This window comes from Acuticoccus sp. I52.16.1 (assembly GCF_022865125.1).
Classification (GTDB): domain Bacteria; phylum Pseudomonadota; class Alphaproteobacteria; order Rhizobiales; family Amorphaceae; genus Acuticoccus.
In genome coordinates, this window is the sequence record NZ_CP094828.1 from 3074984 (window position 1) to 3089008 (window position 14025).

The following is a 14025-nucleotide window of genomic DNA, read 5'->3' on the forward strand; positions in this document are numbered from 1 at the left end:
CACATGCCGACCTTCCACACCGTACGGGACCGCTGAGTCGATGCCGATCGCCGATATCAACAACCACGCGATGTACTACGAGACACACGGTCAGGGCGATCCCGTCATCCTGATGGGCGGCTGGGGCAGCTTCTGCCACGGCGAGGAGATGCACCTTCCGATCGGCCTCACCGACAACCACACGGTCGTGATCCTCGACTACCGCGGCATCGGCGAGTCCGAGGACGACGTGTCGATCCCCTCCTCGACGAAGCTCTACGCCGAGGACGCGGTCGCGCTGATGGACCACCTCGGGTTCGAGCGCTTCCACATGGTCGGCCTCATCGGCATGGGGGCGTGCATCGGCCAGGAGATCGCCGCGAATTGGCCGGACCGGGTCCGCTCGCTGGTCAACACCGGCGCGTGGCTGAAGGCGGACCGTTTCCTCGCCGACCAGCTCAACGTGATGACGGAGGTCCACCGCGACCTCGGCTTCATGGCGTTCCAGCGTCTGGTGACGGTGATGTCCTTCGCGCCCGACTACTACGCCAAGAACATCGACCGGCTGATCGGCCCGAACGGGGTATGGCACCACATCAACGGGCGGATGGAGACCCACGAGCGCTTCGTCAACGCCTGCCTGACGCACGACATGACCGACCGCGCGAAGGCCATCGAGGCACCGACCTTCGTGCTGCACGCGCATCAGGACCAGGTGACCGGCCCGCGCACCACGCAGCCGATCGAGGACGCGATCCCGAACGCGGTCGGCTACCACATGCCCGACGCCGCCCACGTCATCGCAGGCAAGGCGCAGAAGCTCGAATTCGGCCGGGTCCTGTGCGACTTCCTGTCCAAGCACTGAACCGGTGAACACGTCCGCCCGACGAGGCGTCGAGGAGAACGACATGACGGCATCCCCCCCCTCACCGAGCCGGACCGGTCAGGGTCCCCTCTCGGACCTGCGCGTGCTCGAGATGGGCCAGCTTCTCGCCGGTCCGTTCTGCGGCCAGCTCCTGGCCGATTTCGGCGCCGAGGTGGTGAAGATCGAGGCGCCCGGCATGGGCGATCCGATGCGCCAGTGGGGCACGGAGAAACCGCAGGGCGTGTCGCTGTGGTGGTCGGTGGTGGCTCGCGGCAAGAAGTCCATCGAGGTGGACGCGCGCCAGACCGAGGGCCGCGACATCATCCGCAAGCTGGTGGCCGAGACGGACATCCTGATCGAGAACTTCCGCCCCGGCACCATGGAGAAGTGGGGCCTCGGCTACGACGAGCTTTCCAAGATCAATCCCCGTCTCATCATGGTGCGAGTGTCCGGCTACGGCCAGAGCGGGCCCTATTCGAAGAAGGCCGGCTACGGCTCGATCGGCGAGGCGATGGGGGGCTTGCGCTACGTCGTGGGCGATCCGACGACGGCACCGAGCCGCATGGGCATCTCCATCGGCGACACGCTGGCGGCGACCTTCGCCTGCCTCGGCGCGATGATGGCGCTCCACGTGCGCACCTCCACCGGGCGCGGCCAGATGGTCGACAGCGCCATCTACGAGGCCGTTCTCGCCGTGATGGAGAGTCTCGTCACCGACTACGACCAGATCGGCTACGTGCGCGAGCGCACCGGCGCGATCCTGCCGAAGATCGCCCCCTCCAACGTCTACCCGACGAAGGACGGCAAGTTCAGCCTGATCGCGGCGAACCAGGACGGCGTGTTCCGCCGGCTGTGCGCCGCCATGGGCCGGCCCGAGCTCGGCACCGATCCGCGCTATGCCGACCACACCTCCCGCGGCGAGCGTCAGGTGGAACTCGACGAGATGGTCTCCGAATGGACGCGCACCCTCGACAGTACGGACCTCGGCGCGCTGCTCGACGAGCACGGTGTGCCGTGCGGCGACATCTACCGCGCGCCCGAGATGCTGGCGGATGCGCACTTCAAGGCGCGCGATGCCATCGTCTCCGTTCTCCACCCGAAGCTGGGGGAGATGAAGATGCAGAACGTGGCGCCGCGCCTGTCCGAGACGCCGGGATCGGTGCGCGCCGTGGGGCCGGAACTCGGCGAGCACAACGCCGAGATCCTAAAGGGGCGCCTGGCGCTCGACGACGCGACGCTGCAGGCCTACGCCGAAGCCGGCGTCATCGGCCGCGTCGCCGAGGTCATGGCGTGAGCGGCGCGCTTCCCGGCCTGGTCGAGATCGTCGAGGTCTCGCCGCGGGACGGGTTGCAGAACGAGAAGCAACTCGTCGGCACCGACGCCAAGGTCGCGCTGATCGAGACGGCGATCAGGGCCGGGTTGAAGCGCATCGAGGCGACGAGCTTCGTCAACCCGAAGCGCGTCCCGCAGATGGCCGACGCCGAGGAGGTGATGGCGCGCGTCGATCGCGGCGCCGGCATCTCCTATTCCGGCCTCGTACTCAACCGGCGCGGAGCGGACCGCGCCATCGCGGCCGGCTGCGACGAGATCACCTATGTGGCCGTCGCGAGCGAGACTATGGGCGTGCGCAACCAGGGGCGCGGGGTCGACCAGATCCTCGCCGATCTCGGCGACGTCGCGGTGGCGACGCGCGAGGCGGGGCGCGTCCTCAGCGTCACGATCGCCGTCGCGTTCGGCTGCCCGTTCGAGGGGCGCGTCTCCGGCCGGGCGGTGTCGGACATCATCGCCCGTGTTCTGGAGCATGGACCGGACGAAATCGGGCTGGCCGACACCATCGGTGTCGGCGTCCCCTCGCAGGTGACGGACCTGTTCGGCCGGCTGGCCGAGGCGGCGCCGTCCCTGCCGCGCCGCGCGCACTTCCACAACACGCGCAACACCGGGTTCGCGAATGTCTACGCGGCGCTTCAGGCGGGCGTCTCGATCTTCGATGCCAGCGCCGGCGGTCTCGGCGGCTGCCCGTTCGCGCCGCGCGCGACGGGCAACATCGCGACGGAGGATCTCGTCTACATGCTCGACGGCCTGGGGATCTCGTCGGGTGTCGATCTGGCGCTCGTCAGCGCGCTGGACCCGTGGCTCGCCGAGACGGTCGGCCACCCGGTTCCGGGCGCGCTCGGCAAGGCGGGCCCTTTTCCCTGAGCGACCCCACGTCCCTGAGAGACCCCACCGCGGGGCGCCTTCAGAAGGCGGTTCGGTTTGCATGGTCTTCCCACGGCCCACACCGCGACTGCAATTCATCGTGGAACGCCATGGAGCGTCATGGAGATCCGATCGAGCTTTAGCGCGGTTGGGGTTTGGTCGACCCGACACGTCCTTGAATGTTCCGAGATCTACTATCGCTGCCCTCGGTCGGTGCCAATAAGATCAGCGGCGTCGCGAGTTGCTCCGGCAGGCTGGGCGTCGCCGGATACTGATCCCGGCCCGCGGGGGTCGTGCGGCAGGCGAGCTGGCGCCGTCGGGGCTGTCAGGTGGCGTCGGCGGGTTCTGGGTGGCGTGCGTGCGCGGGCGTGCCGTCGGCCTCGAAGTAATGGCGGACGTGGTCGAGCAGGGCCGAGACGGCGGGGCGGGGGCGCGTGCGGCGGGAGGTGAGGATCGCCACCTCCGTGGGTTCGCGCTCGCCGCGCAGCGGGACCATCGCAACACGGCCGCCGTCGTAGGTGTAGGGCGTGTCGGGCAGGGCGTTGTGCAGGGTGTAGCCGCGGCCGCGTGCCACCAGCCCGCGCAACAGCTCGGGCGAGCGCGACCGGTGGACGATGTTCGGCTGCACGCCCTCGGTGGAGAAGAGGCGCAGGAAGTAGTCGCGCGAATGCGGCAGGTCCAGGAGCAGGAACGGCTCCGGCGCCAGTGCCGCGAGGTCGATCGCGGGCTCCGCGGCGAGCGGGTGATCCGCCGGCAGCACGGCGTGCGGGTGCAGGCGCTGGAGCCGCTCGACCGAGATGTCGCCGGGGATCGCGAACGTATAGGAGAGGGCGACCTCGATTCGGCCCTCGGCGAGCCCGGCCAGGATCTCGTCCTGATCGCCCTCGTGCATCGCCACGGCGATACCGGGGTGCAGCTTCGCCAGCGAGCCGAGGAGGTGCGGCATGTAGCGGATGGCGAGGGTCGGGAAGGCGCCGATCACCACCTCGCCGGTCAGCCCCTCGCCCAGCTCGCGCACCATCTGGTGAAAGTCCTGCGCGTGCGTCAGCAGCATCCGTGCCTCGCGCACGACACGTTCGCCGGCCGGTGTCAGCGTCACCCCGCGGGCGTGCCGGCGGATGAAGATCTGCACGGCGAATTCGTCCTCGAACTGCGAGATGGCGGCCGAGATCGACGGCTGCGACACTTTCAGCCGCCGAGCCGCTTCGGACACGTTCTCGCACTCGGCAGCCGCGACGATGTAGGAGAGCCCGCGCAGGGACGCGTTCATCAGCCTCGCCAATCCAGTTGCGACTTGCCATCAGCAAATCCGATCGAGCGTTGCAAATCGCATGCCATCCGCGCTTCGCGGCCGTCCGGGCGCCGTTTCAAGACCTGCCGCATCGTGGAGGCAAATCCTTGCCCGCATTTTCGGCATCTTATGAGTAGTCGTTGGGCGTCTCAGGCTGATTCTCTTGATCGGAAAAAATAATACTGAGTTCGTTGGAAGGAAAATCGATCTCGATGACGTTCTGAACTTAAAAATTCTGTGTTTCGTTCTTGTGGAAGCTGAGGGGGCGTCGCTAGTATGCGCGGCATTCGGCGAGCGCTTCTTGATCGACCCCCGTGCCCCGGTGGCAGGGCGAGCCGATGCAACCCAACGATGGAGCAACATTCATGCGCAAGTTTGCGACCTTCACCGCGGCGGCCATCCTGGCCGGTGCCCTCGGCATGACTGGCGCGATGGCGCAAACACCGCTGCGCCTCTCGGTGGAAACGCCCGAGGGCGAGCCGCTCAACTACATGCTGCGCCAGTTCGCCGCCGCGCTCGAAACCGAGGCGCCGGACGCCTTCGAGGTCGAGATCTTCGACGGTGGCGTCCTCGGCGACGAGATCGCCCAGATGGAGCTGGTGCGCGCCGGCCAGGTCGACGTCGTGCCGATGGGCTCGGACGTGGTCGAGATCGACGACCACTTCGCCCTGTTCGACGCGCCCTTCTTCTTCCCGGACGCCGAGACCGCCCGCACCGCCCTCGACGGTGAGCTGGGTGAGATGTACGCCGCCAGCCTCCTGGAGCGCACCGGGCTCAAGTTGCTGGCGTTCGGCGAACTGGGCTTCCGCATGATCACCAACAACGTCCGCCCGGTCGTCGTCCCGGCCGACCTCGACGGGCTGAAGCTGCGCACACCCGGCTCCTCGACCCGCATCATGGCGTTCGAGACGCTGGGTGCCGCGCCGACGCCGATGAACCTCGGCGAGGCCTATCTCGCCATGCAGCAGGGCGTGCTCGACGGGCAGGAAAACCCCTTCGGCACCATCCGCGAGATGTCGTTCCACGAGGTGCAGAAGTACCTGTCGCTCTCCAGGCACGTCTACACGCCGATCACCCTCGTCATGAACGCCAAGACCTGGGACGGGCTCAGCGCCGAGGAGCAGGAGGCCGTGATGGCCGCCGCCGCGGCCGCCAAGGCCGCCTCTCGCGCGCAGTCGGACGAGAACACCGCCTCGCTGCTGTCCGAGTTCGAGGCCGCCGGCATGGAGGTCAACGAGATCGACCTCGCCGCCTTCAAGGAGGCCGTGCCGCCGATCTACGAGGAGATCGGCGCCATCGTCGGGCCGGAGTTCATGGACAAGGCGACCACCGTCGTCGAGGGGAAGTAACCGACATGGCGATCGAGCGAGGCGCGCTTTCCACGCGCCTCATGCCCGACGGATGGGGGTTCAAAGGCCGCATCGGCCTCGTCTACCTCCATTCGTCCGTGGTCATGGAAAACGAAATGTGGGCGATGGCGGCGCCGGGCGTGTCGGTCCACACCTCCCGCATTCGCATCGGCAAGATCAACGTGCGCGACATCGGCGCCATGGTGGAGTCGCCCGAGTTCGAGACGAGCGTGCGGCTGGTGGCGGAAGCCCCGGTCGACGTCGTCCTCTTCGGCGGCACCAGCGCCTCCTTCCTGCACGGCAACGCCTGGGACGAGGACACCACCAAGCGCATGCAGAGCTGGTCCGGCGGCACCCCGGCGCTGACCACGGCGACCGCCTGCGTGCGGGCGCTGGAGACGCTCGGCATCGGTAAGGTCGCGCTGGCGACCCCTTACGTGGAGGAGGTGCACGAGCGCTGCTCGTCCTGGCTCGCCGCCAACGGCCACCCGGTGACGAACGGGCGCTACCTGTCGATCTCGGAGGACCAGGCGTTGGCCGAGGTGCCGCTCGCCGACATCTACGACCTGTGCAAATCGGTCGACACGCCGGACGCCGACGCGATCTTCATCTCCTGCACCAACTTCCGCTCCATCGCCCTCATCCGGGCCCTGGAGGAGGATCTCGGCAAGCCGGTCGTGTCGGCGATCCAGGCCTCGATGTGGGGGGCGCTCAAGGTGATGGGCGTCGCCGGCGCGCGGCCCGGCTACGGCCGCCTGATGGCCGACGTCGAGGCCGACATGCCGCTCGAGGTGCCGGCGACGGAGTTCACCCGGTGACGGGCGATCATCCGCCGCCGGCCGGGACCTCCTACGACGACATCGCCCACGAGGTCTCCCACGTGGGCGAGGACGAGCACGTCGAGCGCCCCGCCCTGCCGGGGCCGCTGGCCCTGCTCGACAAGGTGGTCGAGGTGGCGGGCGTCCTGGCGCTCGGCACCATCGTCGTCCTCGTGATCGTCAACGCGGGCGGGCGCTACCTCTTCTCGCGCCCGCTGGTGTGGACCGAGGAGATCGTCGCCACGCTCCTCATCTGGGTGGTGATGATCGGCGCCTACCTGGCGCTGGAGCGCGGGCAGATGATCGCCTCGACCGCGATCCTCGACCGGTTCGCCCTGCCGGTGCGCAAGGCGATCGTCGTCGTCGCCAACGCGCTGGCGGCCGTCACCTTCGCGTTCATCGCCCATGTGGGCTGGCAATATTTCGGCCTCTTCGGCTCCGACAAGACGCCCTATTTCGGCTTCCCCAAGGGGGTCTATATCGCCGCATTGCCGCTCGCGGCGGCCGCGATGGCGCTCGTCGCCGTCGGCGTCACCGTCTACAAGATCCGCAGGCTGCGATGATCCTCGCCGCGGTTTTCATGGCACTCCTGTGCCTTCTCGTGATCGTCGGCGTTCCGCTGGTGGTCTCGCTCGCCTCGGTCACCATCGGCTACTTCCTGGTGACCGGCGCCTGGCAGCTCGCCCTCGCGCAGCAGACGATCCAGGCGATCGACGACTTCGTGCTCCTCTCGCTGCCGCTGTTCGTCCTCGCCGGGGCGATCATGAACGTCGGCGGGATCACGGCCCGGCTCTTCACCTTCGCGGCGGCCCTGGTGGGCCACTTCCGCGGTGGCCTCGCCCACGTCAACGTGGCGACCAGCGTGCTGTTCGGCGGCATGATCGGCACCTCGGTCGCCGACCTGGCGGGCACCGGCTCGGTCATCATCCCGTCGATGAAGGAGCGTGGCTATCCGGCGCCCTTCGCGGCGGCGCTGTCGGCGTCCTCGTCGGGCATCGGGCCGCTGCTGCCGCCCAGCTCGCCGATGATCCTCTATTCGGCGGTGACCGGGGTCTCGCTCTCCTCGCTCTTCCTCGCCGGAGTGGTGCCGGGGCTGCTGCTGGGCGGGATCTTCATGGGCGTGGTCGCGGTGATGGCGCGCGGCGGCCGCTTCGAGCGTGGCTCACCGTTCGACGTCCGCATCGCGCTGCGGGCCGCTCGGGCCGCGATCCTGCCCATGGGGATGCCGGCGATCATCCTGGCGGGCCTGGTTCTGGGGGTCTTCACGCCGTCGGAGGCGGGGGCGTTCGCGGTCGCGTACGGGATTGTGCTGGCCGGGCCGCTCTACCGGCAGCTCAGTTTCGCCCGGCTCTACAAGGCATGCGTCGACACCGTCATCCTGACGGGCGAGATCATGCTCGTGGTGGGGATCTCGGCGGCGCTGGGCTGGGCGCTGTCGCTGGCCAAGGTGCCGGCCGAGCTGACCGCGCTGATCGACGCGGCGAACGTCGCCGACAGCGCGTTCCTCACGCTGTGCGCGCTGCTTCTGGTGGCGCTCATCGCCGGCATGTTCCTCGATCCGCTGATCCCGGTCATCGTGCCGATCCTGCTGCCGACCCTGATCGCGCTGAAGGTGGACCTCCTCCACTTCGGCATCCTGATCGTCGTCACGGTGGTGATCGGTCAGGTGACGCCGCCGGTCGCGCTCTCGCTGGTGGTCGCCGCCAAGATCGCCAAGGTGGACGTGATGGCGGCGCTGCGGGCCAACACGCCCTTCCTGGTCGCGACGATCGCCCTCCTTCTGGTTCTCGCCGCGGTGCCGGGGCTGGCGCTGTGGCTGCCCCGGGTGCTCGACTGATCGCGCGCTAGACCCTCGTCTCGCGCAGGACGTCGGCGTCGAGCGTGACGCCGAAGCCCGGGCCGTCCGGCAACGCGGAGCGGCCGGCGGCGACGCGGGGCGCCTCGGCAAAAAGCCGGCGCTCCAAATGGAGCGTCCCGAGGTGGACCTCGGCGAGGGTCGCGCCGGGAAAGGCCGTCATGTGGTGGAGGCAGTAGATGCCGCCGCCGCCCGCGTCCGACAGCGGGCGCTCGTTGGCGTTGGCGAGCGCGGCCACCCGCGCCGTCTCGCTCATGCCGCCGTTGTACATGCTGTTGGGCATGAAGAGGTCGAGCGCGTCGTGCTCGGCGAACTCGCGGAACCGGCGGGCGTGACCGTCCATCTGCCCGGCGCCGAGGGGGATGCCCGTCGCCGCACGCAGCCGGGCGAGATCGCGCGCGTCGTTGTTGAAGACCGGATCCTCGAACCAGGCGATGGGCTCGCCGGCGAGCATCTGGCACAGCCGCAGCGCCATGTCGTACGAGAAGCGCTCGTTGGCGTCGATCGCGATGCCGACGTCGTCGCCCACCGCCGCGCGGATCGCCTTGATGCGGGCGACATCCTCGGCGAGCCCGCCCTTGTGTCCCACCACCATCTTGACGGTGCCGAACCCCTCGGCCGCCATCGCCCGGCACAGGGCGGCCTGCTCGTCGCGGTCGAGGTTCGGGAAGCCGCAGGTGACGTAGGCGGGCGCGTCGTCGGCGAGACCGCCGAGAAGATCGGACACGCGCGCGCCCCGCGCCTTGCCGGCGATGTCCCACAGCGCGAGGTCGATGCACGAGAGCGCCGCGCGGTTCACCCCGTTGGCGATCCCGCGCTCCGACACCAGCGGCATCAGACGGTCGATCACCAGGGCCGGGCGGCGCGGGTCGAGGCCCAGGATCGCGGGGCCGAGGTGGCGCCCGATCGCCGCCTCGACGGCCGCCGTGAGGAAGCGGGCCGTCATCCCGGTGCCGGTCAGGCCATCGTCGGTGGTGATCGTGCAGATGACGCGCGCCTCGGCGGGGCCGGGCCGGTCCACCACCGGCAGCGTGGTCTCGAAGCGGTGCACGCTGACCGAGACGTCGGCGATCTTCATGAGGTCATCTCCAGAGGAACGTGTTGCCGGGCAACCGTGCACGCTCGCCGATGCCCCTGGCAACATCTTCCAACTGTCGGTCGAATCAGGCATTGTAGTATCCCCTCCAGGGGGATAGGAAGCATGCCCATGACAGACACGACCGCAGACCCGACCGACGCCGCCCCTCCCACGGCGGACGCGCACCTCCACCGCACGCATCCCGAGCTGGTGAAGCGGTTGAAGCGGGCCGAGGGGCACCTGCGCAGCGTCATCAACATGATCGAGTCCGAGCGCCCCTGCCTCGACATCGCGCAGCAGATGCACGCGGTCGAAAAGGCGATCTGCCAGGCCAAGCGGACGCTGATCCAAGATCACCTCGACCACTGTCTCGACGATGTCGTCGGCCCTCTCGATCGCGACCAGCGCGGGACGATCGAAGAGTTCAAGGCAATCACCAAGTACCTGTGAGTTCGATATGGGTTCCTTCGCCGACCTGATGGCCCAGGGGGCCGGGCACGCCTGGCTCTTCGTGCCGAGTGCCGTCCTCCTCGGTGCACTGCACGGCCTCGAGCCGGGGCATTCCAAGACGATGATGGCGGCCTTCATCGTCGCGATCCGCGGCACCGTCGGCCAGGCGGTGCTCCTCGGCCTCGCGGCGACGATCTCGCACACGATGGTCGTCTGGGGCATCGCGCTCGGCGGGATGTACCTGTGGCGGGGTGTCGACGCGGAGACGTTCGAGCCGTATTTCCAGCTCGCGTCCGCCGCGGTGATCATATCGATCGCGCTGTGGATGCTGTGGCGCACCTACGAAGACCAGCAGCGCGCCAAGGCCGCCGCCGCCCACCCGCATGGCCACGACCATCACGACAATCATCATCACGAGCACGGCTCGCACGGGCACGATCACGGCGGCGAGCGCCGCATCGACACCGGCCACGGCGTGATCGCGCTCGAAGTCGTCTCGGAGGGGGCGTTGCCGCATCTGCGCATCCGCACCGTACGCGGCCACGCTTGGCGCCCCGGCGACGTCACCGTGACGACCGAGCGGCCGGACGGGACCACGCAGCGCTTCGATTTCGCCGAGCGGGGCGGCGTGCTGGAGGCGGTCGGCGCGCTCGCCGCCCCGCACGACTTCATGGCCCGCGTCAGCCTCGGCCATGGCGACCACACGCACGACTACGACGTGTCGTTCCTCGAGGGCGAGGGGCACGACCCCCTGCACGAGGAGGCCCACGGTCTGGAGGTCGCGACCGACGGTTATCAGGACGCGCACGAACTCGCCCACGCCAACGACATTCGCCGCAACTTCGCCGGCCGCGACGTGACGACGTGGCAGATCGTCCTGTTCGGCCTGACCGGCGGGCTCATCCCGTGCCCGGCGGCGATCACCGTCCTGTTGCTCTGTCTTCAGCTCGAGCGGATCTCGCTCGGGTTCGTGCTCGTGCTGTGCTTCTCCGTCGGCCTCGCGATCACGCTGGTGACGGTCGGCGCCGCCGCGGCGATCAGCGTGCGCCACGTCGGCCGGCGTGTGGGCTGGTTCTCCACGATCGCGCGCAAGGCGCCCTACGTGTCGGGTGTCCTCATCATCGCCGTCGGCCTCTACGTGGGTTGGCACGGTTACGTGGGGCTGACGGCCGAAGCTGCGGCGCCGGCCGCGATCGAGGCGCCGGCGCCGGGCGAGTGATCCGCCGGATCAGGGGGCGAGGGCGGCCGCCTCGCCTTCGCCCAGGACGTCGGTGATCGCGGCCAGCAGCCGCGTACACTCGGCGAGTTGTTCCTCGCTGACGAACTCGTCGGGCTTGTGCCCCTGCGCCATGTGGCCCGGCCCGCACACCAGCGTCGGAACGCCCAGCGTACCCTGAAACAGTCCGCCCTCTGTGCCGAACGCCACTTTGATCAGCGGGTCGTCGCGCCCGAGGAGCGACTTGAGGAGCGCCACCGCCGGCGTACCGGCCGGCGTCTCGAGGCCGGGATAGCCCGAGATCTCCTCGATCTCGATGCGCGCGTCCGGGAAGCGGTTGCGGTAGGGGGCGGCGATCTCCTCGGCGTCCTCGGCGATGCCGGCGAGGATCGCGTCCGGATCGTCGTCGGCGACGTTGCGGATCTCGAAGTCTAGATCGCAGCGGTTCGGCACGATGTTGAGCGCCGTCCCACCATGCATGACACCGACGTGAACCGTGGAGTAGGGGATGTCGTAGGCCGTGTCCTGGGCGCCGGTCGCCTTGAGCTGCTCCTGGCGGGCCTGCAGTCGCGTGATGAAGGCCGCGCCCAGGTGCAGCGCGTTCAAGGCGTCGGGCGCCAGGGCGGAGTGGCCCTCCTGCCCGTGGCAGCAGGCGCGCAGGCCCCGCTTGCCCTTGTGACCGTTGGCGATGCGCATGCCGGTCGGCTCGCCGATGATGCAAAGCGCCGGCCGCTCGGGTCGTGTGCTCAGCGCATCCAGCATGCCTCGGACGCCCAGGCAGCCGACTTCCTCGTCATAAGATATCGCGAGGTGCAGCGGCAGCGCGAGCGAGCGGGGCGCCGCCTGCAGCATCGCGTGGATGGACGCGGCCAGGAAGCCCTTCATGTCGGCGGTGCCGCGGCCGTAGAGTCTGCCCGCCTCGGTCCGCAGTTCGAACGGGTCGCTCGACCAGTTTTGCCCCTCCACCGGGACGACGTCGCAGTGCCCGGACAGCACGACACCGCCGGATCCCGCCGGGCCGAGGCTGGCCCAGAGGTTGGCGCGGGTGCCGTCGTCACTCTCAAATCGTTCGAGCCGGACCCCGGCGGGGCGCAGCAGGTCCTCCACATAGTCGAGCAATGCGAGGTTGGACCGGCGCGACACCGTCGGGAAGGCGACGAGGCGGGCGAGGATGGCGGCGGGGGAGGGTATCGGGGAGATGTCTTGGGTCATGGCTCAGGTTGCGAGGCCGGGCAGCGTACCGGCGTCGGCCGCTTCGTGGCAGTGATCGATGAAGGCCTGGATGGTGCGCGACACGTGGGCCGCGCGCGACATGGCGATGCCGAGTTGCAGCGGCGGCACCTCGGTCTCGAGCGGGATGAACTTCAGCGGTTTGCCGTCCATCGACGATTCGGACACCGTGCGCATGTTCGAGATGGCGAAGCCGAAGCCGTTGGCGACGAGGCTGCGCTGGATCGAGATCTCGGAGGTGCGCTCGGCGATCCGCGGGCGGCGGCCGAGGGTGCGAAACAGCGACAGGAAATAGTCCGAGCTGTGCGGCAGGTCGAGCAGCACCATGTCGTGGCCGGCGAGATCGTCGACCGTCACCTCGCGCCGGCCGGCCAGCGGATGGTCGACGTCGACCATCACGAAGGGCGGCAGCGTCAGGAGCGGTTGGAAATCGATGTCGCTGGTGAGGGAGAGGTCGTAGGTGAGGGCGACGTCGATCCGCGCCGAACCGAGCGCCTCGAAGATCTGCGCCTGGTCGAGCTCGACCTGCGTGAAGTCGACGTTCTCGTACTTGTCTTCGAAGCTGCGGCGCAGTTGCGGCACCATGAGCTGCACGAAGGTCCGCATGCAGCCGACCCGCAGCGAGCCGCGCACGCTGCCGGTGTAGATGTTCGCCATGTCGTTGAGCTTGTCGGCCGCTTCCAACACGATGCGGGCCTGCTCCAGGAAGCGTTCGCCGGTGGGGGTCAGCACCGACCCCTGGGAGTGGCGCCGGGTGAAGAGCTGGACACCGAAGCCGGCCTCGAGCTGGGCGATGGCCGAGGACATCGACGGCGCGGTGACGTTCACCTTGTCGGCCGCGAGCGCGATGCTGCCGGCCTCTCCGACGGCGATGAAATATTCCAGCTGTCGCAGGGTGAACCTGAGGGGCATGGGAAGAGTCGACCTTCCTTGATCCGTGCGGGCGGGGCCGGCGGGCGCCCCCACGGATTACTCACTCGTCGCCCGGAACGCCATAGGAGGGGGCCTCGCGCGGGTCGAGCGCGCGGGTGACGTAGGCGTCCATCTGCGGCTCGTACACCGCCCAGGCCGCCTCGAGCGCGGCGATCGGACAGTCCTCGGTCCAGTCGATGCGCAGTTCGGCGAGGGGCCAGCTCTGCCGGTCCACGAGGAGGAGGCCCGCCGAGTGGACTGGGCCCGCCTCGCCGCCCGCCTCGAGCCCGGCCCGCAGGGTGCCGACCAGGCGCGCGCCGAGGTGCCCCGTCGACGCGCCGAAGTGCCGAACCATCACCTCCGGCACCGCGGCGTCGGCCAGCAGATTGCCGGCGGCGGCACAGTCACGCCCCTCCGCCTCGGACCAGAGGCCGAGCACGTTGGTGCCGGAATAGATCGCGCTCTCGCCCGTCCGGCCGACCGCCAGCACCTGCCGATAGGCCATGTGGGCGCCGCTGCGCTCCAGAATCGCGAGCGCCTCGGATGGGCTGGCGCCGCGTTCCATCAGGTCCAGCGCGTGCGGGCCGAGGCGCGGGTCGGTCACGTTCTGCGTCGCGACCGCACCCACGCCGGCACGGGCGAAGGCGCAACGCGCCGCGACCGCCGGCGACGAGGACGAGATGGCGACGCCGAACATGCCGGTGTCGGTGCAGTGGCCGATGATGGAAAACGTCATGTTACTACCTCCCGGGGCGGGTGCCGCCCCCGCTTCGTACGCAATGTGCG

The 14025-nt window shown here is 69.2% G+C and carries 14 protein-coding genes; 9 read left to right on the plus strand and 5 right to left on the minus strand.

The window, feature by feature from the left end:
* The first annotated feature begins 40 nt into the window (after positions 1-40).
* From MRB58_RS13940 to MRB58_RS13950, 3 genes are read left to right on the plus strand one after another with little or no spacing between them, the layout of a single operon-like run.
* Positions 41-844, plus strand: coding sequence for an alpha/beta fold hydrolase (locus MRB58_RS13940; protein ID WP_244777734.1), 804 nt, complete (start codon positions 41-43; stop codon positions 842-844).
* Positions 845-887: 43 nt separating this feature from the next.
* Positions 888-2138 carry a CaiB/BaiF CoA-transferase family protein gene (locus tag MRB58_RS13945; RefSeq protein ID WP_244777735.1) on the plus strand — a complete coding sequence of 417 codons (1251 nt, stop codon included), beginning with the start codon at positions 888-890 and terminating at the stop codon, positions 2136-2138.
* The gene (locus tag MRB58_RS13950; RefSeq protein ID WP_244777736.1) at positions 2135-3040 is read left to right on the plus strand and encodes a hydroxymethylglutaryl-CoA lyase; all 906 of its coding nucleotides are present in this window, start codon (positions 2135-2137) and stop codon (positions 3038-3040) included. Before MRB58_RS13945 ends, MRB58_RS13950 begins: the two co-directional genes overlap by 4 nt.
* Before the next feature lie 325 nt (positions 3041-3365).
* Here MRB58_RS13950 and MRB58_RS13955 read toward each other — a convergent pair whose 3' ends face one another.
* Positions 3366-4310: a LysR family transcriptional regulator gene (locus tag MRB58_RS13955; protein WP_244777737.1), complete on the minus strand. Its 945-nt coding sequence runs from the start codon at positions 4308-4310 to the stop codon at positions 3366-3368.
* A 386-nt stretch (positions 4311-4696) separates the two neighbouring features.
* Here MRB58_RS13955 and MRB58_RS13960 point away from each other — a divergent pair, with 386 nt between their 5' ends.
* The 4 genes from MRB58_RS13960 to MRB58_RS13975 are packed head-to-tail and all read left to right on the plus strand — an operon-like array spanning position 4697 to position 8335.
* Positions 4697-5680, plus strand: coding sequence for a TRAP transporter substrate-binding protein (locus MRB58_RS13960; protein WP_244777738.1), 984 nt, complete (start codon positions 4697-4699; stop codon positions 5678-5680).
* Positions 5681-5685: 5 nt separating this feature from the next.
* The gene (locus MRB58_RS13965) at positions 5686-6498 is read left to right on the plus strand and encodes an Asp/Glu racemase (RefSeq protein WP_244777739.1); all 813 of its coding nucleotides are present in this window, start codon (positions 5686-5688) and stop codon (positions 6496-6498) included.
* Positions 6495-7061: a TRAP transporter small permease gene (locus tag MRB58_RS13970; protein WP_244777740.1), complete on the plus strand. Its 567-nt coding sequence runs from the start codon at positions 6495-6497 to the stop codon at positions 7059-7061. The genes MRB58_RS13965 and MRB58_RS13970 overlap by 4 nt, the downstream gene beginning before the upstream one ends.
* Positions 7058-8335 carry a TRAP transporter large permease gene (locus MRB58_RS13975; protein WP_244777741.1) on the plus strand — a complete coding sequence of 426 codons (1278 nt, stop codon included), beginning with the start codon at positions 7058-7060 and terminating at the stop codon, positions 8333-8335. Before MRB58_RS13970 ends, MRB58_RS13975 begins: the two co-directional genes overlap by 4 nt.
* A 7-nt stretch (positions 8336-8342) precedes the next feature.
* Here the strand turns inward: MRB58_RS13975 and MRB58_RS13980 are convergent, their stop codons facing one another.
* Entirely contained in the window at positions 8343-9431 is a 1089-nt protein-coding gene (locus MRB58_RS13980) for a mandelate racemase/muconate lactonizing enzyme family protein (RefSeq protein ID WP_244777742.1), read from the minus strand.
* 129 nt (positions 9432-9560) lie between these two features.
* Here MRB58_RS13980 and MRB58_RS13985 point away from each other — a divergent pair, with 129 nt between their 5' ends.
* Positions 9561-9881, plus strand: a complete 321-nt coding sequence (locus MRB58_RS13985; RefSeq protein ID WP_244777743.1) for a metal-sensing transcriptional repressor — start codon at positions 9561-9563, stop codon at positions 9879-9881.
* 7 nt (positions 9882-9888) lie between these two features.
* Positions 9889-11100, plus strand: coding sequence for a nickel/cobalt efflux transporter (locus MRB58_RS13990; protein WP_244777744.1), 1212 nt, complete (start codon positions 9889-9891; stop codon positions 11098-11100).
* 9 nt (positions 11101-11109) lie between these two features.
* On the opposite strand, the gene argE is transcribed toward MRB58_RS13990, so the two are convergent.
* From argE to MRB58_RS14005, 3 genes are all read right to left on the minus strand, one after another.
* A complete protein-coding gene (gene argE, locus MRB58_RS13995) occupies positions 11110-12309 on the minus strand; it encodes an acetylornithine deacetylase (RefSeq protein WP_244777745.1) in 1200 nt (399 codons plus the stop codon).
* A gap of 3 nt (positions 12310-12312) precedes the next feature.
* A complete protein-coding gene (locus MRB58_RS14000; protein WP_244777746.1) occupies positions 12313-13239 on the minus strand; it encodes a LysR family transcriptional regulator in 927 nt (308 codons plus the stop codon).
* A gap of 61 nt (positions 13240-13300) precedes the next feature.
* On the minus strand, positions 13301-13975 hold the full coding sequence (locus tag MRB58_RS14005; protein WP_244777747.1) for a DUF1028 domain-containing protein: 675 nt from the start codon (positions 13973-13975) through the stop codon (positions 13301-13303).
* Positions 13976-14025: the final 50 nt, after the last annotated feature.